This is a genomic window from Luteibacter sp. HA06, from assembly GCF_054061215.1.
The window spans coordinates 1,779,107-1,801,587 of record NZ_JBSSDZ010000001.1 but is presented as its reverse complement, the minus strand read 5'-3'; the positions used below and the strand labels follow the sequence as shown (position 1 = coordinate 1,801,587).

Here is a 22,481-nt window from a genome sequence, read left to right as displayed (position 1 = left end):
TTAGCCGGGCGCGAAACGATGATTGTCTCTCAAAAACGGGCCGGTGGCGACTGCCTCCGACCCTGGCCGATGAAGGCCTGCTCCATCAGGGCATGTACATGCCGCCGTTCACGTGCAGGGTCTCACCGGTGATGTACTTCGCCGCGGGCGAGGCCAGGAAGGCCACGGCCTCGGCGATATCGTTGGGTTCGCCCAGCTTGCCAAGGGCGATCCCGGCCAGGAGCGCCGTACGCTGCTCTTCAGGGAGCGCACGGGTCATATCGGTGTCGATGAAGCCCGGCGCGACCACGTTTACCGTGATGCCACGAGAGCCAATCTCACGGGCCAGCGATTTGGAGAACGCGATGATGCCGGCCTTGGCCGCCGCATAGTTGGCCTGGCCGGGATTGCCGGTCACGCCAACCACCGAAGCGATGCTGATGATGCGGCCCTTGCGGGCCTTCATCATGCCGCGCATCACCGCCTTCGACGTACGGAACACGGAGGTCAGGTTGGTCTCCATGATGGCGCTCCAGTCCTCCTCTTTCATGCGCATGAGGAGCTGGTCGCGCGTAATCCCGGCATTGTTGACCAGGATGGACACCGCGCCGGTTTCCTTGGTGATGCTGTCGATGAGGGCTTCAATCGCCGCCGGGTCGGTCACGTTGAGCATGCGGCCGTGACCACCATGGCCGGCGAGGCGCTCGCCGATAGCCTGGGCGCCGGACTCCGTGGTCGCGGTGCCGAAGACGGTCGCGCCGAGCGCTGCGAGACGGTCAGCAATCGCTGCGCCGATGCCGCGGCTTGCGCCGGTGACGAGCGCGATCTCGCCCTGGAGGGTCTGGGTCATGGGGATTCCTGTCGTAACGGGGAGGTGTCAGGCGGTAGCGGCCGCCAGGGCCGCGTCGAGGTCAGCAGGCGTGCCGATCGCCCTGGCTTCGACGGACTTGTCGATGCGCTTGATCAGGCCGGAAAGTACCTTGCCCGGACCGCACTCCAGCGCCTGCGTGATGCCATGGGCGGCCAGCGCCTGGACGCATTCGGTCCAGCGCACCGGCAGGTAGAGCTGACGCATAAGGGCCCCGCGAATATCTTCGACCGAGGCATGAATCTGCGCGTCGGCGTTCTGGACGACCGGAATGGGCGGCATCGACCATTCGATCTGCGCCATGCGCTCGCCGAGCTTGTCCGCGGCTTCGCGCATGAGCATGGAGTGCGAGGGCACGGACACCGCGAGCTTCACGGCCTTCTTCACACCCAGCTCGGCCAGGCGCGCCAGGGCGCGGTCCACGGCCTCGGCATGGCCCGCGATGACCAACTGGCCCGGCGAGTTGAAATTGGCCGGCGCGACGACCTGGCCCTGGGCCACTTCCTCACACACCTGGGCGATCTGGGCATCGTCACCACCGAGGATGGCGGCCATGGCACCCACGCCGGCGGGAACGGCGGCCTGCATGAGCCGGCCACGCTCGGCGACGAGAGCGGCGGCGTCCTTGAGGGAGATGGCGCCAGCAGCGACCAGGGCGCTGTACTCACCCAGGCTGTGCCCGGAAAGGTAAGCAGGACGTGCTCCACCCTGCTTCAGCCAGACACGCCATACGGCAACGCTGGCGGCCAGCAACGCCGGCTGCGTGTTCTCGGTGCTGTTGAGGCGATCTTCAGGGCCGTTCTGGCTCAGCTCCCACAGGTCGATACCGGCGCCCTCGGAGGCTTCATCGAACGCGGCACGGACTTCGGGATGCACCGCGGCCAGTTCGGCAAGCATGCCGACGGACTGCGAACCCTGACCGGGAAAGACAAAGGCGAGCGTGGCGCTGGATGCGGTCATGCGTGGAGTTTCCGGGACGTCAAACCGCGAATGGTGCCAGCAACCCGGGGGCGATTGCACCATTCGCAGGCGTGTGGTGCGCCGGCATCGCCGGCTTCCACACGGAGCCAGCCCCACACAAGGCGGGCACTTTGCTCAGTACCGCAGCAAAGCCGACGCCCAGGTAAAACCACCACCGAAGGCTTCGAGCAGCAGGTTCTGGCCCCGCTTCACCTTGCCCGAACGCACGGCGTAATCCAACGCCAGCGGCACCGAGCCGGATGAGGTGTTGGCGTGCTTGTCGACCGTGACGATGACCCGGTCCATCGACATATTCAGGCGCTTGGCCGTCGCCTCGATGATGCGCAGGTTCGCCTGGTGCGGAATCAGCCAGTCGATCTCTTCTTCCTTCATGCCGGCGTCCGCGAGCGTCTCACCTACCAGGGAGTCCAGCGTCTTGACCGCGACCTTGAACACTTCGCGGCCCAGCATGCTGATCTTCACCCCGTGGTTGGGCGCATCCGTGAACCCGGCGGAGACGCCTACCGGATTGAACAGCAGATGCTTGAAACCGCCGTCGGCACGCATGCGCGTGGTGAAGATGCCCGGTTCGTCCGAGGCCTCCAGCACCACGGCGCCCGCGCCGTCGCCGAACAGCACGCAGGTTTCGCGCTCCGTCCAATCGACCATGCGGGTAAGCGTTTCGGCACCGATCACGAGGGCCTTCTTCGACTGCCCGCTACGTACGAACGCGTTGGCGATGCCCAGGGCATAGACGAAGCCCGAGCAGGCCGCATTCACGTCGAATGCGGCGCAGCCGTTGGCACCCAGGCGATGCTGCACAAGACAGGCCGTGGACGGAAAAATGAGATCCGGCGTGGTCGTGCCGATGATGATCAGGTCGATCTCGGATGCCTTGACGCCAGCGGCCTCCAGGGCGCGCTGGGCAGCCAGGAAGGCAAGGTCGCCCGTGGTTTCGCCGTCGGCGGCGTAGTGGCGCTCGGAGATGCCGGTCCGCGTGCGGATCCACTCGTCGGTGGTGTCGACGATTTTTTCGAGGTCGGCATTGGTCACGACCTTGTCCGGTAACGCGCTACCGGTACCGATGATGCGGGCGTATTTCAGAACCGTTCCCCTTCTCGTAGGCCAGAAACGCAAAACGGCGCGTTACCGCGCCGCCTGCGTCGTGATCATCCCTGGGGAGGGAGATCAGTCCTCGACTTCAACCGCACCGCGGGTGTCGATGACCTTCTTACCGCGGTAGAAGCCATCCTTGGTCACGTGGTGACGCAGGTGCACTTCGCCGCTGGTCGGATCGGTCGACAGCTGAACGGTCGTCAGCGCATCGTGCGAACGACGCATGCCACGGGTGGACGGGGTCTTGCGGCTCTTGGCAACTGCCATGACAAATCTCCAGCGAAATTACTTTATGAGTCCGCGGAGTGCCGCGAACGGGTTTTCAGACGTTTCCGTCGAGGAGTCTTCTTCCTCGTCGGCACCAACAATGTCGTCAGGCAGCTCGTAGTCCGGATTGACCGGAACCAGGGGCAGCGCCAACAGCAGTTCATCTTCGATCGTCGCGACCAGGCTGAGCTTTCCATCCTGTTCGACGAGAAGTGCCTCGTACCCCGGGGGCAACGCGGCTTCCTCGCTTTCTTCGACAATCAGTCCGAGACGTGTATCGATCTCAACCGTAAGCACGAACGGTTCCAGCGAACGCTGACAGATCACGGTCAACGGTGCCTTCGCACGAACGGCCACATAGGCGATATTGAACTCGTCGCGACCGAAGTCCAGCTCGTAGGTTACGTCGCCCTCGGGCGACGCAATGACTTCACCGAGGCGGGCAAAAGCCGACACAGGAAGCGAGCCCTGGAACGAACGCCGCGCACGAACTTCGCGCCAAGCGTCCACGGACGATGGCAAGGTCACGGACATAATCGGGAAATGGTAGGCATCAACCCACCTGAAGTCAACCGGTTAGCAGGTACAAAGCGAAAGACGACATGCTTTTGCGCAGGCCGGCGCCTTTCGTGCAGACTCGCAACTCAGGACGTAGTTTGCCGCAGCAAACCCAACAGGGGGAAGAGCTAGCGTGTTTTCTTTTGTTTATTATGTACTTGCGACCATCATCGTGGCCGCCATCGGGCTGTGCGCATGGGCGGTGTCCCAACAACGCAAGCGCCGTCGCCACGGCGCCATGCAGGATCTGCTCGACAACGCGGATCGCCTTGAGGCGGATCTCAAGGATTGTCGCGACCGCCTACAGCGCGCCCACTCCGTGATGTCGGTCAGCCCCGACGAGCCAGCAGCAGGCGAGGTCGAGGCGCAGCAGGCCGTGGATTCGGGCTTGCGCGCCCTGCTCCAGCAACGCCTGTGGATCCGCGACCGCGCCCCCGGCGCCAGCCAGCAGGAACTCGATGAAGCCGTCAGCGGCCTGGTCCGGGCACGCCATCAGCTGGAGCCGCGACTTCGCGCCCTCGATGACGCCCAGACCGCGCTCGATTCGGCCGTCCGCGAGCATATCCACAAGGAATTCTGAGTGTCCGCGCAACCTGTCGTCGTCCTCGCTTCCACCTCCGCCTACCGCGCCAGCCTCCTCCGACGTCTGCTCGAGCACTTCGAACAGGCCTCGCCGGGCACGGATGAAGAGCCCCTGGCCGGCGAGGCACCCGCCACCCGTGCGGCGCGACTTGCCGAAGCCAAGGCTCGCGCGGTCGCCCTCACCCGCCCCGGCAGCGTGGTGATCGGCTCGGATCAGGTGGCCGATCTCGAGGGCACCCTTCTCGAAAAGCCCGGCACCGTGCACGCCGCCCACAAGCAGCTGGCTGCCAGTTCGGGGCGCGAGGTGATTTTCTACACCGCGGTCTGCGTGATCGATACCCGCGGTGATGCATTCATCCACGTCGACGAAACGCGGGTGCACTTCCGCTCCTTATCGACGCATGACATCGAGCGCTATGTGGAACGCGAACGCCCGCTGGATTGCGCTGGCAGCTTCAAGTGCGAAGGACTCGGCATCGCGCTGTTCGAGCGCATCGTCAACGAAGATCCCACCGCCCTGATCGGCCTGCCCCTGATCGCGACCTGCCGCTTACTTCGCGATGCCGGGATCGCCCTGCCCTGACCGGTTTCCCAGGGGCATGATCGATGCCCGGTAAGCCTCGCGCCAGACCACGCAGTCGTCAGGGTTGCCGGGAGCCCCCTGTCCAGATCGCACGCTGGCCGCATAAAAGGCAAAACGCCGGCGGCCATCGAAAAGATCCAGACGTGTCAGCGGCCGGATAACGTCGACCCTCGAACAGACCGAGGCAAGCCAGCCGCGCTTTTCGCGTTCGCGCAGCGAGGTTTCGTCCACCACGAGTAGTACCGGCTGCCCGGCGTGTTTCGCCAGGCCTGCCTCACCGGTACCCCACGTGGCTAGTTGTGGCGCGCGACCGTGCTTCGTATTGAGCGGACTATCGAGCGAGTACACCACGTGCGAGCCACCCAGCTCGAAACGCAGTTCGGCGGCAAGCATGAAGTTATCGGCGACAACGGTCATCGACGGATCCTTCGCCAACTGCCGGCGCAGCGCGTCGCTGCTCTCGCGCCAGCCCGTGAAGTTGGATGGAAAGGCTTTCACGCCAGCCAGCACGCGCGCGCCGTCTGGCGAAGCCGCCAGGCCAAGGTAAGCCAGGCCAAGCACGAGACCCAGGCTGGCGACCGCGAAGCCGGCCTCCGCCCAGCGGCGCCATGTGCGCCCGGCATCGATCAGCATCGACGGCAGAACGGCGCACAGCAGTACATAGCCTGGCAACGGCCAGTGCGCACGAAAGCGCACGTCGTCGGCGAAGAGGCCAAGCAGGAAATAAAGGACGATGAAACTGCCAGCGACCGTCGCGACGACGTCGAAGGGAGCTTCGCCTCGGCGGCGCCATGCTTGCCACAAGGCACACAACAGCACGACCCACGCCAGCGGCGTGCATGCGATCGCCTGCTCGAGCGGCTGCACCAGCGCATCCGCATGGAATTGCCACGGATTGCGCTCCACGAGCTGGAATGCCAGGCCCGCACCGCGCGCCTGGACGTTGTAGATCACCAGGGGAATCAATCCAAGTGATGCCACCGCCATGGCCATCCATAAACCCGGCCGCTTCCACTGACTGCGCCCCCTGGGTGTGAACAGGAGGAACAGCAGGCCGGCCAGCATCGGCATCGCGGCGCGGTAATGACTGGCCCAGGCGATAGCGAGTCCGGCACCGAGCAGACACCAGTCGCGCGTCCGCCCGGTCTCCAGTGCAGCGAGCAGCCCCTGGGTCGCAAGGACGATGGCGAACGTCAGTGGTACATCAGGCAGTGCCAGCACGCCCAGACTGCCGACCAGCGGCAGCGCGAGGGCGAGCGTCGCCGCCTGCCAACGCGCGGTGTCCCCGCCCAGCCGTGCTGCCATGGCGCCGACCTGCCATGGCACCACCGCACCAATGAGCAGGAACGGCAAGCGCATGGCTAGCAAACCATGACCGAAGACGCCTTCGGAAAGGCCGATCAACCAGGCGGTCAGCGGCGGCAGGTCGCTATAGCCCCAGGCGGGGCTGAGGCTTTCCTGCCAGTAGAAGGCTTCGTCACCGAAGGGTGACAGCGTGGTCGCTATGACGATCTTCAACAGCGTCACCACGGCAAACATGATGAGGAACATGCCTCGCCACGATCGCGCCGGCACCGCTACACTTGAACGCTCAAACATCGGTATTGCCAGGCCTGGGGGCACACGCATCGATCATGTCAGCGACGACTCCGCTCAACGATGAAATGCTCCGCCACCGACTGGATGGCGCACTGGCACAGGTCAACGCCGTGCTGCTCGGCAAGCCGCGCCAGGTCAAGCTGGCTTTCACCTGCCTTCTTGCCGGCGGCCACCTCCTCCTTGAAGACGTACCTGGCGTAGGCAAGACCACGCTGGCCCACGCGCTGGCCGCCACTTTCGATCTCGAGTTCCAGCGTATCCAGTTCACCAGCGACCTCCTGCCATCGGACATTATCGGGGTCAGCGTCTACGAGCGCGAGACCGGCCAGTTCCGCTTCCACCCCGGCCCCATCTTCACCAGCCTGCTGCTCGCCGACGAGATCAACCGGGCGACGCCGAAATCGCAGAGTGCACTGCTCGAGGCGATGGCCGAAGGCCAGACCACGGTGGACGGCGTCACCCACGAACTACCCAAGCCGTTCTTCGTCGTCGCCACGCAGAATCCGCTCGACCTGGCCGGCACGTTCCCGCTGCCCGACTCGCAACTCGATCGCTTCATGTTGCGGCTCAGCCTGGACTACCCGGATCCGGCGGCCGAACGCGCGCTGCTCATCGGCGAGGACCGCCGCGACATGATGGCCTCGCTGAAACCGCGCCTCGACGTAACGGCTATCGCACAACTGCATGCCGCGGCGCAGGCGGTCAAGGTGAGCAGCGCCTTGCTCGACTACCTCCAGGCGCTGTTGGCGGCCAGTCGCAAACACAACGAAGTGCGTGTCGGACTTTCACCACGCGCCGGCCTGGCATTGCTCGCCGCGTCACGCGCATGGGCGATGATCAGTGGCCGGGACTTTGTCATTCCCGAAGACGTCCAGACCGTTTTCGTGCCGACGGCGGCGCATCGACTGGTCCCGGGACGGGGCAGTCATCGCGAAGCCATCGCCCGGGCGATTCTCGCCGAGACCGCGGTGCCCTGATGCCGCCAGCGGGGGAGCGGCTCATTGCCTGGGCGGAGCGCCGGCTGCCGTCGCTCACCCGCATGCGCAGGCGGGAGCCCCTGCCGATCCTGCTGCATCGACGTCGCATCTACATCGTACCGACGGGCTTCGGCGTGGGGTTTTCCCTGTTGCTTGCCGTGATGCTTATCGGCGCCCTGAACTACGCGAACAACGCCGCGCTCATGCTGACCTGCCTGCTTGGTGCTGCGACGGCGGGCAGCATGCTGGTCGCCTTCCGCACGCTCAACGGTCTCTGGGTGGGCGGCCTGCGTGCCGGCACGGCCCGTGCCGGCGAGGCGATCCGCGTCTCGCTCGATGTGGTTGCGAGCCAGCGCGAGCGCATGGCCATCCGGCTCGATATCGCCGGCCACGAGCATGCGGTCCTGGTGACACCCCGCGCGCCCACGACGGTCGAGTTCGCACTGGAAACCGATTACCGCGGCTGGATGGCGCTTCCTCGCATCCGGCTGCATACGACCTGGCCACTCGGCATGTTCCGCGCCTGGAGCTGGCTCAATCCCGACAACCCGGTGCTGGTGTATCCGCGCCCTGAAGCGCTCGGACCGACACCGTTCGAGCCGGAGGGTGACGCGGATCGCGGTCGTCCGCGTGCCGGCGACGAGCTGGCGTCCCTGCGCGATTACCGCCCGGGCGATCCGCGCCGTCAGATTGCCTGGAAGCTCAGCGCGCGCCATCACGGCCTGCTGGTCAAGGACCTCGAACAACCCGCGCCCAAGGAAGACTGGCGCCTGGACTGGGACAGCATGCACGGGCTCGACGACGAATCCCGCATCTCCCGGCTCGCCCGCTGGGTCGACGAAGCAAAAGATTCGGGCAGGCGCTGGAGCCTGCGCCTGCCGGACGGCTATTTCGATATCGCCCAGGGCGACGAGCACTACCACCGTTGCATGACCGCCCTGGCCCTGCGCCCATGACACGCTTTCGCCTGTCGCTGACCCGCTCGCCTGTCGACGAACCGACGCTCGCGCGCCGCCCGTTCGACCTCCTCTGCCTGACCATGGCCTCCGTGCTTGTCGTCCACGCGCTGCACTTGCCCTGGTGGCTTACGCTCACCCTGGCCGTCGTGCTGGCGGCGCGCTGGCGCCAGCGACGCACGGGCGGGCGCAACGCGCCGCTGTGGATCAAGCTGCCCTTGATCGGCCTGCTGCTTGCCGTCGTGATCAGCTATTACGGCACGCTGTTCGGACGCGAGCCAGGCAGCGCTTTTGCCGTCGGCCTCCTCGTGCTTAAGATGCTGGAGAGCGAGCATCGTCGCGACGCCCGCGTCGCGATCGCCTTCGCCTGCTTCGGGCTGATGAGCGCCCTGCTGTTCGACCAGGGCATCGTCGCCAGCTTTGTCGTAGCGCTCGGACTGGTCCCCGCGATCGCCACCCTGCGCTCGGTCGAAACCGTCGACACCGATGGGGTGACGCTGCGGCGGGAACTCGTGCCCGTACTGATCACGTTGCTTGCCGCCGTCCCATTGGCCGCGTTTGCCTTCGTGTTCGTGCCCCGCCTGAGTTCGCCCTTGTGGGGCGCGCCCACCGCCGACAAGGCCATGACCGGCTTGTCCGATCGTATGGCGCCCGGTGAGATGGCCGAAGTCCTCACCGACGACACGCCGGCCATGCGCGTGACCTTCGATGATTCGCCGCCGATGAACGCGACCCGGTACTTCCGCGCGTACACGATGACGAATTTCGACGGCGAGAGCTGGAGCCCGGACTACGACAGTACCGCGCGTGCGCCCGGAGCCCTCGAAGGCGAGCCGCGATTCACCTACGAGATCACGCTCGAACCGACCCGCCAACGGGTGCTGCCCGTCATGGATATGCCGGTAAGCGCGCCCGACGACGCCAGGCTTCGCTCCGACCGCACGGCGGTCGCGGATCGCCGCATCGACGAGGTCTACCGTTACCGCGCGTCCGCCACAACCGACTACCGCCTCGAAACCACCATCGACGCGCGCCAGAGGCGGCAGGCGCTCCAGCTTCCGGGAGGCGTCGGCCCGAAAGCGCGGGAGCTCGCTGCGAGCTGGGCCAGCCAGTACGGTAACGACCATGCAGCCATCGCGAGGGCGGCACTGGCCATGTTCCACGACGGCGGCTTCCGCTACACGCTCGCGCCTGCGCCCCTGGGACGCGATCGCATCGACGACTTCCTGTTCCAGACACGCGAGGGTTTCTGCGAGCATTTCTCCTCGACCTTCACCTTCCTGATGCGGGCTGCCGGCGTTCCCGCGCGCGTGGTCACGGGTTATCAGGGCGGGTACTGGAACAAGCTCGGCTCTTACCTCCTCGTTCGTCATGCCGACGCACATGCCTGGTCGGAAGTCTGGCTGGACGGGCGCGGCTGGGTCCGCTTCGATCCCACCGGTGCCGTACGACCCGAACGCGTCAGCCTGGGTGCGGCGGCCGCTGCCGCCGCAGGTAACACCACCGAAGACAGCCTTTTCGACATGACCTGGCTACGCAATGCGCGCGATCGCTGGGATGTCGTCAACCAATGGTGGAACCAGGCCGTTAACGGCTTCGATGCGCTTCGTCAGCAGGGTCTTCTGCAGCCGTTCGGTATCCGCAGGGCGGACGTCGGTGACCTTGCCATCATCCTTGCAGCCGGATGTGCATTGCTCGTTGCCGTCGCGCTTGGCTGGGCGATGTTCCAGCGACGTGAAGGCGACGCGTTGGATGCGTGGATGCGTCGCCTCGAGCGCAAGCTCGCGCGCGCTGGTGTGACTCGCCGGACAGGTGAAGGTCCACGACATTTCTTTGCTCGCGCGGCTCGCTCGTTACCCGATCAACGAAATGCCTTGGAAAGGTTAAGCCAGCTCTACTTGCGGTCGCGCTATGCCTCTGACGAACCGCCGCCTGAATCACTCAGTGAATTCAGTCGGCGGGTGAGGGAATTAAAGGCGCGCCGCGTGGTCAAATAAGGACATGGCATCGGCCGTGTCCGGTGCCTCTGGGAGATGTGACATGTCCATGTACAAACCGCTGGTCATCGCCGCCGCGACGCTGGCCCTTGGCGCATGCGCCACGGTGCCGCAGCCGCTGCAGGGCCAGTTCAACGACGTTTCGACGTCCGGCGCGCAGCAGGGCGGTGCCCCGGGCGCGAAGGTCCGCTGGGGCGGCGAGATCATCAAGACGGAGCCGGGTCCCCAGCAGACCTGCTTCTTCGTCCTGTCCGAACCGCTCGACAATGAGGCCCGTCCGACCGCCAGCAAGTCCGACAGTCAGGGCCGCTTCGTGGCGTGCCGCGACGGCTTCTACGATCCGGAAGTCTTCACGCGGGGTCGCGAGATCACGGTGACGGGTACGCTCCACGGCGCCGTCTCGCAGAAGGTCGGCGATTTCGACTACGCCTACCCGCGCGTTGAGGCCGACGTGGTTTACCTCTGGCCGAAGCGCGTGCCGATCCAGAATTACGGTCCGGGCTTCTACGACCCGTTCTGGGGTCCCGGTTTCGGTCCCGGCTGGGGTGGCTACGGTTACGGCGGTTATGGCCCCTGGGGCGACCCGTACTGGTACCGCCCGCGCACGATCATCGTGCGCCCGGCTCCTGGCGGCGGGCCGCATGGTCACGGAAGGTAAGAAAAAAGCCGGCTAACGCCGGCTTTTTTTTGCCGTTGTGGGAGTCGATTCATCGGCTCCCACATGGTTTCTATCAGCCGGGGGGCCAGTTCATCTGGCGGCCGGCAAGCAGGTGCACGTGGATGTGGAACACCGTCTGGCCGCCATGCCCGTTCGTGTTGATCACGGTGCGGTAGCCATCTTTCGCCAGGCCCTGGGCGCGGGCAAAGGCAGCGGCGGCGAGCAGCAGCTTGCCCAGCAGTTCGGCATCCCCTGCGGCGGCATCGTCCAGCGTCGCGATCGCGCGCTTGGGAATGAAGAGCACATGCACCGGCGCCTGCGGATTGAGGTCGCGGAAGGCGAGCACGTCGTCGTCTTCATAGACGATGTCGGCCGGGATCTCCCGGCGAACGATTTTGGCGAAGATGGTATCGGTCATCGTGGGTCCTTGATGGCTAGCCGAGCGACTGCCGGCTACCGAAAGCATGGGCGAGCGTGCCGCGGTCGACGAACTCGAGTTCACCGCCCAGGGGCACGCCATGAGCGAGACGGGTAGCGCGAATACCGGCGGCTTTCGCCAGCTGGCCGATGTAGTGCGCCGTGGCCTCGCCTTCGACTGTCGGATTGGTCGCGATGATCATCTCGGCAATATCGCCTTCGCCAAGGCGCTCGACCAGCAAGGGCAAGCCCAGCTCGTCCGGACCCAGGCCGTCGAGCGGCGAGAGGCGGCCAAGCAGCACGAAGTACTGGCCGCGATAACCGGTCGCGCCTTCAATCGCCGCCAGGTCGGACGGCGACTCCACCAGGCAGAGCACCTGCGCATCGCGACTTGAACTCGAACAGAGCGAACACACCGGCGTCTCGCTGAAGTTGCGGCAGCGCGTGCAGTTGCCAACATCGCGCATCGCGGACTCCAGGGCGGCCGCCAGGCGAAGACCACCCTGCCGCTCACGTTCGAGCAGCTGGAAGGCCATACGCTGGGCGCTCTTCGCGCCCACGCCCGGCAGGCAACGCAGGGCGTCGATCAGTTCACCGAGCAGGCGCGAGCCGTTGCTCAAAACGGCATCTTGAAGCCGGCCGGGAGGTTCAGCCCGGCGGTGACGCCACCCAGCCGCGTGCGGCTGATCTCGGCAATCTTGTTCACGGCATCGTTCACCGCGGCGGCGACGAGATCCTCGGCCATTTCCGGATCGTCGGCGAAGGCCTGGCGATCGATGTGCACCGAGCGCACTTCGTGGCCGCCCGACATCGTCACGGAGACGAGGCCGCCACCGGCGGTACCGGTGACTTCCGTCTTGGCGAGTTCATCCTGCGCACGCTTCATGTCTTCCTGCATGCGCTGTGCCTGCTGCATCAGCTGACCAATTTGACCTTTCACGTTCCTGGCTCCACGGGTTTGATCGATTGCGGAATGACGCGCGCGTCGAATTCGCGCTTGAGCGTCTGTACGAAGGGGTCGCTCTCCATAGAGGCGACCGCATTGGCCTGGGCGTCGACCTGCGCCTGGGCCCGGCGCTCGGCCGGGGTGCCCAGATTGCCGTGATCGGCAATGAAGCGGATGCGAACGCGGCGTCCCAGGGCATGGGAAACCTTTTCTTCCATCTGGCTGGTGAGCGGCTCCACGGCGAGATGCATGTGCTGGGGTTGCAGCGCCAGCACCATGCTCTCGGCGTCGAGTTCACGCAGCGAGGAATTCTGTGCCAGCTGGCCGATCGGGCCACGCAGGTTCGCGCGCTCGATCACCTCGTGCCAGTCGGGCAGGCCGTTGGCGTCGAGCGTGAGCGGACCCTGAGTGACGACCGGCGCGGGCGCAGGGGCCGGTGCCGGAGCGGGTGCCGCCGCGGCGACCGGGGCAGGACGAGCGGCGACAGAAGCAGGCGGTGCCACGGCGGGCGCAGGCGCGGTGGCCGGCGCACGCGCTGGCGCTGACGCCACGGCAGCCTGTGCCGGTGCAGCGGCGCGAGGTGCGGCAACAGGCGCTGCCGCCGCACGCGGCGCCGACGATGCAGCGCCCTGCCCGGCTGCCGCCGGACGGAAGGCAAACATCCGTAGCAAGGCCATCTCGAAGCCGATCCGCGCATCCGGCGCCAGCGGCAGTTCGCGGCGGCTGGTCGTGGCGATCTGGTAATAGAGCTGCACGTCCTCGGGCGCGAGGCGCGTAGCGATCTCGGCCAGACCCGCGTCGCCCTCTTCCTCGCGGTACCCAGGCACCAGCTGGATCAGCTGGATGCGATGGAGCACGGTCGCGAGATCGTCGAGGACCCCGGCGAAGTCCGGTGAATACGAGGCGATACGGTCGGCCTCGCCCATCAGCGCACCGCCATCACCGGAAGCGAGCGCTTCAATGACACCCAGCACCTGTCCGCGCTCGACGCTGCCGAGCATGGCGCGCACGTCGGCCGCCTTCAGGGCGCCGCCGCCGTAGGCAATGGCCTGGTCGAGCAGCGACAGGCCGTCGCGCATCGAACCGTCCGCGCCATGCGCAAGCTCGGCGATCGCCTCGCCTTCGTACTCGATGCCTTCGGCGGCGAGGATGTGGCGCATCTGCCCGGAGATCTGTTCCGGCAGCAGGCGCTTCAGGTTGAACTTCAGGCAGCGCGACAAGACCGTCACCGGCAGCTTCTGCGGGTCGGTCGTGGCGAGCAGGAATTTCACGTGCGGGGGCGGCTCTTCCAGGGTCTTCAGCAGCGCGTTGAACGCCGGCTTGGAGAGCATGTGCACCTCATCGACCAGGTAGACCTTGAAGCGCCCGCGCGACGGCGCGTACTGAGCGTTCTCGATCACCTCGCGGACATCGTCCACACCGGTGTTGCTGGCCGCATCGATCTCGAGCAGGTCGACGAAGCGGCCCGCGTCCACGGCCGTGCAGACCGCGCACTCGCCGCAGGGATCGGCCGATTCGCCGCGCTCGCAGTTGAGCGACTTGGCGAAGATACGGGCGATCGTCGTCTTGCCGACGCCACGGGTGCCGGTGAAGAGATAGGCGTGATGCATGCGCCCGGAGTCGAGCGCGTTCGTGAGCGCGCGGACCACGTGCTCCTGGCCCACCAGTTCGGCGAACTTACGAGGGCGCCACTTACGTGCGAGGACCTGATAGGACATGCGTATTACCTTGGGACGACGGTGGATTGTGCCAAGGACCCGGGACGGGTGAAAGCGCGGCCCGAAAAGCGCGGCCCTCAAAAAGGCGATGACCCTGCCAGCCACACCCCGGCACCCGAGTCGTCCGCTACCGTTGCTTCCTTCCGGACCTGGCGGAGTTTACGGACTATCGTCGCGGGGGGACCGACAGGGTCACCATAAAGACGTTTGGAACTGGCGGAGAGAGAGGGATTCGAACCCTCGATACGTTATTAGCGTATACACACTTTCCAGGCGTGCTCCTTCAACCACTCGGACACCTCTCCACACTGGTACATCCTCTTCCCCGGCTTCCTGTCCGGCAAAGAAGCGGAAGGATAACTTTACCGGTGCGGCGAGACAAGGGCACAGCGAAAAAAGCGCGTCAGCCCGCCGTCGGCCGCGGCGCATGTGGCTCCGGAAGCGGCACACGCTCGCCGGGAAGGGCGATTCGGTAGCCCCGTGAGACCAGCGTTTCACCGTCCTCGACGCTGCCGTAGTGGTAGAGCGCCAGGCGCGCGCGGACCTCTTCCGGGTATTCGCGCTCCAGATCGTCCACGCCCGTATGGGACGGATTGCCGACGACGCCGCAGTCGTGAGCGATCACTTCGCCATGCGCGCCGTGCAGGGCCAGTGCCTCGGGAACGGGACGGGTGTCGCCGGTGTAGACGAAGCTGCCGCGCAGCGACAGCCCGTATGAGGTCCCTTGTACGTGGTGGCGCGTCGGGAAGACGTCGAACCACACGCCTTCGTGCCAGAACCCGCGGGTGCAGGGGATCAGGTGGAAGGCCTCCCAGTAGTTCACGCCGCCTTCGGCCAGCGCGCCGGGGTAGTCGGCCACCCTGCCCTGCAGCCAGGGCAGGAGCGACGCGTGCAGAAAGACCTTCGTGCGGCCGCGCAGGGCCTCGTCGAACCAGAGCCGGAAGAACAAGCGCTCCATGCCCGCCACGTGATCCATGTGGACGTGGGTGACGTAAAGCGCCGGCGGAGGTGCGCCATAGGCCGCTACATAGCGGTCCAGTGTGTCGGGGCCGCAGTCGACCAGGAGCAGTGGTTGCTCGTCGCGCTCGACGACGACCGCGGAAGATCCGAGTTCGACGGCATGCGCAGCGCCGGTTCCAAGGAAATGCAGGTTCCAGCTCACCCTTTCAGACTCCGTTCGTAGTGGTCGATCAGGGCCGGCCAGAGCTCGGCGTCGAAGGTATCGCCGGCTTCCCGGGCGCCCACCTTGATGAGCGATCGCTTCAGCCGGGCCAGATTAGCCCGCCGCCAGTGCGCTGAGGGCCGACGCAGGCGGCCGCGGTCGAAGTCGATGAGATAGAGGCCATCCGGGTTGACCAGGATGTTGTGCGCATTGAGGTCCGCATGCCAGGCGCCTTCGCGGTGAAAACGGGCGATCAGCTCGCCCACCTTCCCCGCCAGTACCGCGTTGAAAGCACCATCGGAGAGCCGCTCCGCCAGGGTGGCGGCGTCGGGGATACGCAAGGTGATCAGGTCCGCCGAATAGCGCAGCCAGTGGCGCACGTAACGCGACGCCAGCGGTGGCGACACCGGTAGCCCACGGCGCTCCAGCTCGGCCAGCAGCCTGAATTCGCGTACGCTGCGCGTGCGATGGCGCCCCGTGAACAGGTAGCGGTCACCGAAGATTCGCGCCACCATGCCGCCTCGGCGGTAGTGGCGAAGCACCGCTTCGCCGGCCGGCGTTTCGATCACGGCGACACCACCACGCCCGCCTGCCTGCGAGCGCAGGGCATCGCGCTCGCGCCAGTGGGCGGGCGAGAACCAGAGGCTATCGACTTGAGGTGTACGGGCAGCGTCGAACAGAATCGTGCCGCCCGCCGCCTCCACTACGCGTTGTTCAGTCATTTTCGGGCCGCCCGGCAGCGGCGGCCTCCTATCCGGTGATCCGATCGTGCCCAGTCTAACAAGCCGCCCCCTCCCGCCGGGAGACTCCAGTCTCTGCATCATGCGCACATCCGCCATCGGCGATGTGACCCATGTAACACCGCTGATCAGGACCTTGCAGGAAAAGGCACCGCAAACGCGGCTCACGTGGATTATCGGCAAGCTGGAGCGCCGCCTGGTGGGCGACCTTCCTGGCGTGGAGTTCATCACCTTCGACAAGGGGCAGGGGCGTGCGGGCGTACGGGTTGTGCGTGAGGCGCTTGCTGGCCGGCGCTTCGACGCCCTGCTCCATATGCAGGTGGCTTTACGCTCCAACCTCTTGAGCCTTTCCGTAAAAGCGGACCGTCGTATCGGGTACGACCATGCCCGCTCCAAAGACCTGCACGGCCTGTTCGTCAACGAACGCATCCCTGCCCGGACGGGTGAACACGTACTCGACGCCATGGCCAGCTTCATCGAGCCGCTGGGCCTGAAGCAGACCGAGGTGCGCTGGGACATCCCCGTGCCCGACGATGCCCATGCCTGGGCCGCCGAGCAGCTTCCCGGCGACGTGCCGACGCTGCTGGTCAGCCCGATGTCGAGTCACACCGTGCGCAACTGGCGCGTCGAGCGATATGCGGCGCTGGTCGATCACGCGATGAGTCGCGGACTGCGTGTTGTGCTGGTCGGCGGCCCGTCCGAGCCGGAGCGCGCGCTGGCGGACAGCATCCTCGCCGCGGTGAAGCAGGCGCCGATGGACCTGACGGGCAAAGACACTCTCAAGCGTTTCATGGCCCTGCTCTCGCGCAGCGCGATGATTCTCACTCCGGATTCCGGTCCGATGCACATGGCCAACGCAGCCGGCGTAAAGGTGCTCGGCCTGCATGCGGCGAGTAACCCCGAGCGTTCAGGCCCCTACTCCGACCGCCGCTGGTGCGTCGACAAATACGACGCCGCGTCGCGCAAGTTCCTCGGCAAGCCGGCGTCAGAAATTCCGTGGGGCACGAAGATCGAAAAACCCGGCGTAATGGACCTGGTCGAAGTCGACGACATGATCGCCCGCTTCGAAGCCTGCGCCGACCACCTCAAGCTGCCCCTGCCACGCTAACCGCAGAACCAACCCTGCCAACCTGACCGCAGAACCAACCCTGCCAACCTAACCGCAGACCTGTGGGAGCCGATTCATCGGCGATCCCGCGGCAGCGGGCCAGGCTGAGGCAAGCACCCATCGCCGCTGAAGCGGCTCCCACAAGAGCGCGTCCCTGACCGCAGAACTGTGGGAGCCGATTCATCGGCGATCCCGCGGCAGCGGGCCAGGCTGAGGCAAGCACCCATCGCCGCTGAAGCGGCTCCCACAAGAGCGCGTCCCTGACCGCAAAACTGTGGGAGCCGATTCATCGGCGATCCCGCGGCAGCGGGACAGGTTGAGGCAAGCACCCATCGCCGCTGAAGCGGCTCCCACAAGAAGCGGTCGCTTTATGCCTGTGGGGCGCGGTAATCCTGGTAGGACTTTTCTTCGACCAGGGTCGAACCCAGCTTCACGTTAATCTCGCGCTTGATCGCCGCGCGCTCGTCGTTCTCGATGTACACCGAGCGGGCGAGCTGGATGAATTCCTGATCGAACGCCTGTGCGCGTTCTTTCATACGGATATCGTCTTCGATCTTCCACAGACGCTGGTTCACCGCGAGCAGGCGCGCGGTTTCTTCGGCGATGTCGGTGTCAGAGGCCTTGTCGTTTTTCCACGTCGCGTCGAGCAGTTCGAGCTCGTTACGGACATTGGCGAGCTTGGCGTCGTCCTTGATTTCCTGCAGCTTGATCTGAAGGATCGTCATCTTGTCGATCAGCTCGCCGTAAGAAACGGGGGTCTGGATCAGGCTCATGGCAAATCTCCGGTCGGTCAGGCGCCGGAGGTTAGCAGTTTTGTACCGGACCGGTTGCCACCGTAGGCCGCCAGCCCCTCCACCAGATGGTCGAAAACGGCGCGAATACGAAGGCTGGTGCGCTGGTCCTCGTGCATGGCCACCCAGATCGGTAGCGAGATATCCACGGCCTTGGGCAGCAGCCGCACCAGGCCGGCGCGCTGACCCAGCGGTACCTGGCAGGCGCCGATGCCGAAGCCCGCCCGCATGGCAGCCATCGCAGCGAGATCGTTATCCGTACGCAGGCTGAAAAACTCACGCCGGTAAGGCATGTCCGCAGGGCGCAGGGCGCGGATATAGGGCGTTTCTTCGTCGTATCCGATCAGGACATGGCGAGTCAGGTCCGCCAGCGTCTTCGGGCGGCCTGCAGCAGCGAGATAATCCGCGTGCGCGAAAAGGCCGATCGGAATGACGCATACCTTCCGGGCAACCAGTGCGTCCTGATCCGGCGGCGAACTGCGCACGGCGATGTCGGCGTCGCGGCGCAGAAGGTTTTCCGTGCGGTTGGTGATCGACAACTCGAAGACGAGACCGGGATATCGATGACGCATCGCCGCCAGGATCGGCGGCAAGACTTCGACGCCGTTGACCTCGCTGGCGGTAATCCGCACGACACCGCGTAGCTCGTCCTTCGCGCCTGACGCCGCCCGCAGCGCCGAAGCGGCCGCGGACGCCATGGCTTCGGCATGCGGCTGGAGTTCCAGCGCAGCGTCCGTGGGAACCAGTCCGTGCGACGCGCGCGAGAACAGCGGCACACCGAGTGAAGCCTCCAGCTCACGTATGTGCCGACCCAGGCTCGGCTGGGTCATGCCCAAGGCCCTCGCTGCACCAGAGAGGCTCCCCTCGCGAAGCACCGCAAGGAACGATCGGAAGAGGTCCCACGTCGGCATGCTGGCATCCATACGAAAACGTATATCACATCAACGTCTTTAGGCAATTCACGTATAGCCCAAGGCAGCCCAGACTTCATGCATCCCACCGGAGCGCACCCCATGCAAACAACCTCGAATCGCATTGCACTGGTCCTGGGCGCCACGGGCGGCGTCGGCGGCGCGACGGCTCGGGCCCTGCTCGAAAAAGGCTGGACGGTAAAGGCACTCACGCGCCGAGACATGCCTGCAGACGGACACATCCAGTGGGTCAAAGGCGACGCCATGAACGCCGCGGACGTCCTCGCCGCAGCAGCCGGCGCCCAGGTCATCGTGCATGCCGTGAATCCGCCGGGGTACCGGAACTGGGAAACGCAGGTCCTGCCGATGATCGACCACACGATCGCCGCGGCACGCGCCGTCAATGCGCGCATCGTGATCTTCGGCAGCGTGTACAACTACGGTGCCGACACTCCTCCCCTGCTTCGCGAAGACAGCCCGCAGCATCCGCCCACGCGCAAAGGCGAGATCCGTGTCGAAGTTGAACGGCGCCTGGAAGCCGCCGCCCGCGATGGCGTGCGTTCGTTGAACCTGCGCTGCGGCGACTTCTTCGGACCCGGCGCCGGAAGCAGCTGGTTCGCGCAGGGTCTGGTCAAACCGGGTAAACCGCTAAGCGTCATGCACTATCCCGGACCGCGCGAACTTGGCCACGCCTGGGCCTATCTTCCCGACGTCGGCGCGGCCACCGCCGCCCTGCTCGACAAGGAAGATCACCTCGACACGTTCGCGCGCTTTCATTTCAACGGACACCAGGTCACGGGCAACGCGCTTCACGCCTCCCTGCGTCGCGCATCGGGGCGCCCGGACCTCCCGCTGCGCAGCTTCCCGTGGCCCGTGGTCACGCTGGCATCGCCCTTTTCCAAGACCATGCGCGAGGTACGCAAGATGCGCTACCTCTGGAGCACGCCGATCGAACTGGACGGCACGCGGCTGCATGCCTTCCTGGGCACTGTGCCGGCGACGCCACTCGACACCGCGGTACGCCAGACCCTCGAGGATCTCCGCACGCTGTAAGCCACGCTCCCGCCAGCTATGATCGGGCGGTCGAGACCGTGGAGTACACCCATGAGCCAGCCTTCCGTCCTGATCGCCGGTGCCGGTCCCACCGGGCTGGCCGCTGCCCTCTTCCTGGACAGGCGCGGCGTCCGGCCACGCATCGTGGATTCCGCGATGCATGCCGCGCCGCGTTCGCGAGCATTAGTCGTGAATCCCCGCACGCTCGACCTCCTCGCCGAATCAGGCGTCACCGAACGCATGCTTGCCGAAGGTCGGCGCGTCCGCGGCGTGCGCTTTCATGAAGACGGCAAGGTACTCGCAACGATCGAAGCCGAGTCCATGCATCCGCGCTATGGGCTCACCGTGCTTTCGCAGGAACGTAGTGAGGCCCTGTTGACGGAAGCTCTCCTCGCCCGTGGCATCCAGGTCGAAAGAGGAGTCCGTGCCGGCTGCGTTGGCCAGGACGAAAACGAGGCGCGCGTCGCACTCAATGGTGCGAGCGACGGCGAACACGGGTATGCCGCGGTGTTCGCCGCCGACGGCGCGCGAAGCGACTTCCGCACGACCCTCGAGATCGGCTTTTCCGGCTCGTCCTATCCGGAACCGTGGCCGCTTTACGACGTTCCGCTGGACACCTTGCTCGACCTCGACCACGCACACATCATGTTCTTCCCGGATGGCATGATCTTCCTGCTGGCACTGAACCAGGAAGTCTGGCGGATCATTTCCAACCTGCCCGATCCGCTCGCGCGACTGCCGGCGGGCACCGTCACCAGTGAGCCCCTCTGGGAGTCGTCATTTCACATTGCGCATCGTGTTGCGGACCGTTGTGCTATCGATCGCATCGCGCTCGGTGGCGACGCAGCTCACGTGCATTCACCGGTCGGCGCGCGTGGTATGAACCTCGGTATCGAAGACGCCGCGGCCTTCGCCATGTATTACACCGTGCCCGGTGTCAGCCCGATGGACGCACTCGAGCGTTATCACCGGGAGCGGCATGCCGTGCACAAGAGCGTCGTGCGGCGGGTGCACGCGATCACGTCCATGGCCCGTAGCGGCAACCCGATGGTCTCCCGCTTGCGGCACGCCGCCATTCCGTGGGTGTCGCGTATGCCTGCGCTCAGCCGGCAGGTCCTGCGCACCGTGGCCGGACTCGATCACCCCGCGCCAACACCCTGAGCGCCGAGGCCGGATGCACGAGACCTAGAGCGAGATCGCCCCTGCCGCGTCGAGCAACAGCACCACGTTAAGCGTGAGCACAACCAGCGCACCAAGGCTTGCCAGCGCAACCACTGGCCAGCGATTGTGGAACACGCCCATGGTGTCGCGACGGCTGGTAAACCAGACCAGCGCGATCATCGGGAACGGCAACGCAATACTCAAAGCCACCTGACTCATCACCAGCGCGCGCGTCGCATCGACGCCGGCGATCACCACGGCAAAGCTCGGAACCATCGTGATGGACCGGCGAAGCCACAACGGAATGCGGAATGCGACGAAGCCCTGCATGATCATCTGGCCGGCCATCGTGCCGACCACGGAGCTGGAGAAACCCGAAGCGATGAGAGAAATGAGGAAGATCGTCGCGGCGGCGCCGCCGAGCAGGGGCACCAGGGTCTGGTAGGCCGTTTCGATTTTCGCCACGTCAGGGTGACTGCCGTGGAATGCGCCGGCGGCCATGACCACCATGGCCAGGTTGATCAGGCCGGCAACAGTCAGCGCCAGCACCACTTCAAGGTTGGACAGCCGGATGATCCGTCGTCGCTCCATGTCGTTTTTCGGCCGCGCACGTCGCTCGGTCAATCCCGAATGCAGGAACAAGGCATGCGGCATCACGGTCGCGCCAATGATGCCGACGGCGATGGCCACGGCCGCGCCGTCGGGCAGGTTGGGCACGAAGATCTGCTGACCCAGGGACGCCCAGCCCACCGGCGCCACGAACAACTCAACGAGATACGACAGCCCGACCACGCCAACAAGCGCACCGATGGCGAGCTCCAGCCGTCGATACCCCATGCCCTCGAGCAAGAGCAGCGCGTACGTCACGATGCCGGTGATGACCATGCCCACCAGCAACGGCAAGTGGAACAGGAGGCTCAAGCCGATCGCCCCACCGAGAAACTCGGCCAGGTCGGTCGCCATCGCTGCCAGCTCGCTCACCCCCCACATGACGTAGACCAGCGGCTTGGGGAGTCGCTCGCGACAGAGCTGGGCAAGATCGCGGCCGGTGACGATGCCCAGGCGCGCCGACAGGCTCTGGAACAACATGGCGACCAGGTTGGCCAGCACCACTACCCAGAGCAGCCCGTAGCCGTAGCGCGCGCCGGCCTGGATGTTGGTGGCGAAGTTACCGGGGTCGATATAGGCGACCGAGACGACCACCGCGGGACCGGCAAAAGGTGCGAGCCCGGACAACCCCGTCCGTCGGCCCTGCAGGACTTCCTGCATGACCTGGGTGTCGCGCGCTCGCCTTACTTCGTCTCTCACGAAACCAGCATCGCGTACATGGCGTGATGATGTGTGAAATAAAACAAGGACAGCTTCGCGGCTCGT

At 65.7% G+C, this 22,481-nt stretch carries 24 protein-coding genes, 1 tRNA gene and 1 other RNA gene; 9 read left to right on the top strand and 17 right to left on the bottom strand.

What is annotated here, in order from left to right:
• Window positions 1–85 precede the first annotated feature (85 nt).
• The 5 genes from fabG to ACVWWJ_RS08245 form a co-directional block, all read right to left on the bottom strand.
• The gene (fabG, locus tag ACVWWJ_RS08265; RefSeq protein WP_456967377.1) at window positions 86–829 is read right to left on the bottom strand and encodes a 3-oxoacyl-ACP reductase FabG; all 744 of its coding nucleotides are present in this window, start codon (window positions 827–829) and stop codon (window positions 86–88) included.
• Between the two features lie 27 nt (window positions 830–856).
• Complete coding sequence (gene fabD, locus ACVWWJ_RS08260) at window positions 857–1,807, bottom strand: ACP S-malonyltransferase (RefSeq protein WP_456967376.1); 951 nt, start codon at window positions 1,805–1,807, stop codon at window positions 857–859.
• 135 nt (window positions 1,808–1,942) lie between these two features.
• The gene (locus ACVWWJ_RS08255; RefSeq protein ID WP_159891662.1) at window positions 1,943–2,911 is read right to left on the bottom strand and encodes a beta-ketoacyl-ACP synthase III; all 969 of its coding nucleotides are present in this window, start codon (window positions 2,909–2,911) and stop codon (window positions 1,943–1,945) included.
• Between the two features lie 84 nt (window positions 2,912–2,995).
• Window positions 2,996–3,190 carry a 50S ribosomal protein L32 gene (rpmF, locus tag ACVWWJ_RS08250; RefSeq protein ID WP_036112167.1) on the bottom strand — a complete coding sequence of 65 codons (195 nt, stop codon included), beginning with the start codon at window positions 3,188–3,190 and terminating at the stop codon, window positions 2,996–2,998.
• Window positions 3,191–3,208: 18 nt separating this feature from the next.
• Complete coding sequence (locus ACVWWJ_RS08245) at window positions 3,209–3,724, bottom strand: YceD family protein (protein ID WP_159891590.1); 516 nt, start codon at window positions 3,722–3,724, stop codon at window positions 3,209–3,211.
• A 157-nt stretch (window positions 3,725–3,881) separates the two neighbouring features.
• Between ACVWWJ_RS08245 and ACVWWJ_RS08240 the strand changes: the two genes are divergently transcribed.
• Window positions 3,882–4,328: a hypothetical protein gene (locus tag ACVWWJ_RS08240; RefSeq protein ID WP_456967375.1), complete on the top strand. Its 447-nt coding sequence runs from the start codon at window positions 3,882–3,884 to the stop codon at window positions 4,326–4,328.
• Entirely contained in the window at window positions 4,329–4,913 is a 585-nt protein-coding gene (locus ACVWWJ_RS08235) for a Maf family protein (protein WP_456967374.1), read from the top strand.
• Here ACVWWJ_RS08235 and ACVWWJ_RS08230 read toward each other — a convergent pair.
• A complete protein-coding gene (locus tag ACVWWJ_RS08230) occupies window positions 4,881–6,464 on the bottom strand; it encodes an ArnT family glycosyltransferase (protein WP_456967373.1) in 1,584 nt (527 codons plus the stop codon). The genes ACVWWJ_RS08235 and ACVWWJ_RS08230 overlap by 33 nt on opposite strands.
• 83 nt (window positions 6,465–6,547) lie before the next feature.
• Here ACVWWJ_RS08230 and ACVWWJ_RS08225 point away from each other — a divergent pair, with 83 nt between their 5' ends.
• The 4 genes from ACVWWJ_RS08225 to ACVWWJ_RS08210 are packed head-to-tail and all read left to right on the top strand — an operon-like array spanning window position 6,548 to window position 11,100.
• Complete coding sequence (locus tag ACVWWJ_RS08225) at window positions 6,548–7,489, top strand: AAA family ATPase (protein ID WP_456967372.1); 942 nt, start codon at window positions 6,548–6,550, stop codon at window positions 7,487–7,489.
• Entirely contained in the window at window positions 7,489–8,445 is a 957-nt protein-coding gene (locus ACVWWJ_RS08220) for a DUF58 domain-containing protein (protein ID WP_159891580.1), read from the top strand. The genes ACVWWJ_RS08225 and ACVWWJ_RS08220 overlap by 1 nt, the downstream gene beginning before the upstream one ends.
• Window positions 8,442–10,442: a transglutaminase TgpA family protein gene (locus ACVWWJ_RS08215; RefSeq protein ID WP_456967370.1), complete on the top strand. Its 2,001-nt coding sequence runs from the start codon at window positions 8,442–8,444 to the stop codon at window positions 10,440–10,442. The genes ACVWWJ_RS08220 and ACVWWJ_RS08215 overlap by 4 nt, the downstream gene beginning before the upstream one ends.
• A 43-nt stretch (window positions 10,443–10,485) precedes the next feature.
• Complete coding sequence (locus ACVWWJ_RS08210; RefSeq protein ID WP_159891576.1) at window positions 10,486–11,100, top strand: Slp family lipoprotein; 615 nt, start codon at window positions 10,486–10,488, stop codon at window positions 11,098–11,100.
• A gap of 73 nt (window positions 11,101–11,173) precedes the next feature.
• On the opposite strand, the gene ACVWWJ_RS08205 is transcribed toward ACVWWJ_RS08210, so the two are convergent.
• The 8 genes from ACVWWJ_RS08205 to ACVWWJ_RS08170 all read right to left on the bottom strand — a co-directional run bounded on the left by ACVWWJ_RS08205 (window position 11,174) and on the right by ACVWWJ_RS08170 (window position 16,065).
• A complete protein-coding gene (locus tag ACVWWJ_RS08205) occupies window positions 11,174–11,518 on the bottom strand; it encodes a histidine triad nucleotide-binding protein (RefSeq protein WP_456967369.1) in 345 nt (114 codons plus the stop codon).
• 16 nt (window positions 11,519–11,534) lie between these two features.
• On the bottom strand, window positions 11,535–12,137 hold the full coding sequence (gene recR, locus ACVWWJ_RS08200; protein ID WP_456967368.1) for a recombination mediator RecR: 603 nt from the start codon (window positions 12,135–12,137) through the stop codon (window positions 11,535–11,537).
• Window positions 12,134–12,457 (bottom strand): YbaB/EbfC family nucleoid-associated protein, encoded by a 324-nt coding sequence (locus ACVWWJ_RS08195; RefSeq protein WP_159891570.1) that lies wholly within the window; start codon window positions 12,455–12,457, stop codon window positions 12,134–12,136. Before ACVWWJ_RS08195 ends, recR begins: the two co-directional genes overlap by 4 nt.
• Window positions 12,454–14,181: a DNA polymerase III subunit gamma/tau gene (dnaX, locus tag ACVWWJ_RS08190; protein WP_456967367.1), complete on the bottom strand. Its 1,728-nt coding sequence runs from the start codon at window positions 14,179–14,181 to the stop codon at window positions 12,454–12,456. Before dnaX ends, ACVWWJ_RS08195 begins: the two co-directional genes overlap by 4 nt.
• A gap of 92 nt (window positions 14,182–14,273) precedes the next feature.
• An RNA gene (gene ffs, locus ACVWWJ_RS08185) (signal recognition particle sRNA small type) lies at window positions 14,274–14,370 on the bottom strand.
• 25 nt (window positions 14,371–14,395) lie between these two features.
• Window positions 14,396–14,486 (bottom strand) — tRNA-Ser (locus tag ACVWWJ_RS08180).
• A gap of 98 nt (window positions 14,487–14,584) precedes the next feature.
• Window positions 14,585–15,343 (bottom strand): MBL fold metallo-hydrolase, encoded by a 759-nt coding sequence (locus ACVWWJ_RS08175; RefSeq protein WP_456967366.1) that lies wholly within the window; start codon window positions 15,341–15,343, stop codon window positions 14,585–14,587.
• Window positions 15,340–16,065, bottom strand: a complete 726-nt coding sequence (locus ACVWWJ_RS08170; protein ID WP_159891564.1) for a 3-deoxy-D-manno-octulosonic acid kinase — start codon at window positions 16,063–16,065, stop codon at window positions 15,340–15,342. The genes ACVWWJ_RS08175 and ACVWWJ_RS08170 overlap by 4 nt, the downstream gene beginning before the upstream one ends.
• Window positions 16,066–16,165: 100 nt before the next feature.
• On the opposite strand from ACVWWJ_RS08170, the gene ACVWWJ_RS08165 reads away from it, so the two are divergent.
• The gene (locus tag ACVWWJ_RS08165; RefSeq protein WP_456967365.1) at window positions 16,166–17,191 is read left to right on the top strand and encodes a glycosyltransferase family 9 protein; all 1,026 of its coding nucleotides are present in this window, start codon (window positions 16,166–16,168) and stop codon (window positions 17,189–17,191) included.
• A gap of 368 nt (window positions 17,192–17,559) precedes the next feature.
• Here the strand turns inward: ACVWWJ_RS08165 and ACVWWJ_RS08160 are convergent, their stop codons facing one another.
• Both ACVWWJ_RS08160 and ACVWWJ_RS08155 read right to left on the bottom strand, forming a co-directional pair.
• Window positions 17,560–17,964 carry a DUF6165 family protein gene (locus tag ACVWWJ_RS08160; protein WP_456967364.1) on the bottom strand — a complete coding sequence of 135 codons (405 nt, stop codon included), beginning with the start codon at window positions 17,962–17,964 and terminating at the stop codon, window positions 17,560–17,562.
• Window positions 17,965–17,981: 17 nt separating this feature from the next.
• Window positions 17,982–18,893 carry a LysR family transcriptional regulator gene (locus ACVWWJ_RS08155; RefSeq protein WP_456967363.1) on the bottom strand — a complete coding sequence of 304 codons (912 nt, stop codon included), beginning with the start codon at window positions 18,891–18,893 and terminating at the stop codon, window positions 17,982–17,984.
• 102 nt (window positions 18,894–18,995) lie between these two features.
• On the opposite strand from ACVWWJ_RS08155, the gene ACVWWJ_RS08150 reads away from it, so the two are divergent.
• Both ACVWWJ_RS08150 and ACVWWJ_RS08145 read left to right on the top strand, forming a co-directional pair.
• The gene (locus ACVWWJ_RS08150; RefSeq protein WP_456967362.1) at window positions 18,996–19,946 is read left to right on the top strand and encodes an NAD-dependent epimerase/dehydratase family protein; all 951 of its coding nucleotides are present in this window, start codon (window positions 18,996–18,998) and stop codon (window positions 19,944–19,946) included.
• Window positions 19,947–19,997: 51 nt separating this feature from the next.
• Window positions 19,998–21,107, top strand: a complete 1,110-nt coding sequence (locus ACVWWJ_RS08145) for an FAD-dependent oxidoreductase (protein WP_456967361.1) — start codon at window positions 19,998–20,000, stop codon at window positions 21,105–21,107.
• A gap of 24 nt (window positions 21,108–21,131) precedes the next feature.
• Here the strand turns inward: ACVWWJ_RS08145 and ACVWWJ_RS08140 are convergent, their stop codons facing one another.
• Complete coding sequence (locus tag ACVWWJ_RS08140) at window positions 21,132–22,415, bottom strand: Nramp family divalent metal transporter (RefSeq protein ID WP_456967360.1); 1,284 nt, start codon at window positions 22,413–22,415, stop codon at window positions 21,132–21,134.
• Window positions 22,416–22,481 lie beyond the last annotated feature (66 nt).

Excerpts from the sequence above, each read along its gene's own strand:
- fabG (WP_456967377.1), bottom strand. The coding sequence starts at position 829 with ATGACCCAGACCCTCCAGGGCGAGATCGCGCTCGTCACCGGCGCAAGC.
- fabD (WP_456967376.1), bottom strand. The coding sequence starts at position 1,807 with ATGACCGCATCCAGCGCCACGCTCGCCTTTGTCTTTCCCGGTCAGGGT.
- rpmF (WP_036112167.1), bottom strand. The coding sequence starts at position 3,190 with ATGGCAGTTGCCAAGAGCCGCAAGACCCCGTCCACCCGTGGCATGCGT.
- ACVWWJ_RS08245 (WP_159891590.1), bottom strand. The coding sequence starts at position 3,724 with ATGTCCGTGACCTTGCCATCGTCCGTGGACGCTTGGCGCGAAGTTCGT.
- ACVWWJ_RS08230 (WP_456967373.1), bottom strand. The coding sequence starts at position 6,464 with ATGTTCCTCATCATGTTTGCCGTGGTGACGCTGTTGAAGATCGTCATA.
- ACVWWJ_RS08225 (WP_456967372.1), top strand. The coding sequence starts at position 6,548 with ATGTCAGCGACGACTCCGCTCAACGATGAAATGCTCCGCCACCGACTG.
- ACVWWJ_RS08220 (WP_159891580.1), top strand. The coding sequence starts at position 7,489 with ATGCCGCCAGCGGGGGAGCGGCTCATTGCCTGGGCGGAGCGCCGGCTG.
- ACVWWJ_RS08215 (WP_456967370.1), top strand. The coding sequence starts at position 8,442 with ATGACACGCTTTCGCCTGTCGCTGACCCGCTCGCCTGTCGACGAACCG.
- ACVWWJ_RS08210 (WP_159891576.1), top strand. The coding sequence starts at position 10,486 with ATGTCCATGTACAAACCGCTGGTCATCGCCGCCGCGACGCTGGCCCTT.
- ACVWWJ_RS08205 (WP_456967369.1), bottom strand. The coding sequence starts at position 11,518 with ATGACCGATACCATCTTCGCCAAAATCGTTCGCCGGGAGATCCCGGCC.
- dnaX (WP_456967367.1), bottom strand. The coding sequence starts at position 14,181 with ATGTCCTATCAGGTCCTCGCACGTAAGTGGCGCCCTCGTAAGTTCGCC.
- ACVWWJ_RS08170 (WP_159891564.1), bottom strand. The coding sequence starts at position 16,065 with ATGACTGAACAACGCGTAGTGGAGGCGGCGGGCGGCACGATTCTGTTC.
- ACVWWJ_RS08165 (WP_456967365.1), top strand. The coding sequence starts at position 16,166 with ATGCGCACATCCGCCATCGGCGATGTGACCCATGTAACACCGCTGATC.
- ACVWWJ_RS08160 (WP_456967364.1), bottom strand. The coding sequence starts at position 17,964 with ATGAGCCTGATCCAGACCCCCGTTTCTTACGGCGAGCTGATCGACAAG.
- ACVWWJ_RS08155 (WP_456967363.1), bottom strand. The coding sequence starts at position 18,893 with ATGCCGACGTGGGACCTCTTCCGATCGTTCCTTGCGGTGCTTCGCGAG.
- ACVWWJ_RS08150 (WP_456967362.1), top strand. The coding sequence starts at position 18,996 with ATGCAAACAACCTCGAATCGCATTGCACTGGTCCTGGGCGCCACGGGC.
- ACVWWJ_RS08145 (WP_456967361.1), top strand. The coding sequence starts at position 19,998 with ATGAGCCAGCCTTCCGTCCTGATCGCCGGTGCCGGTCCCACCGGGCTG.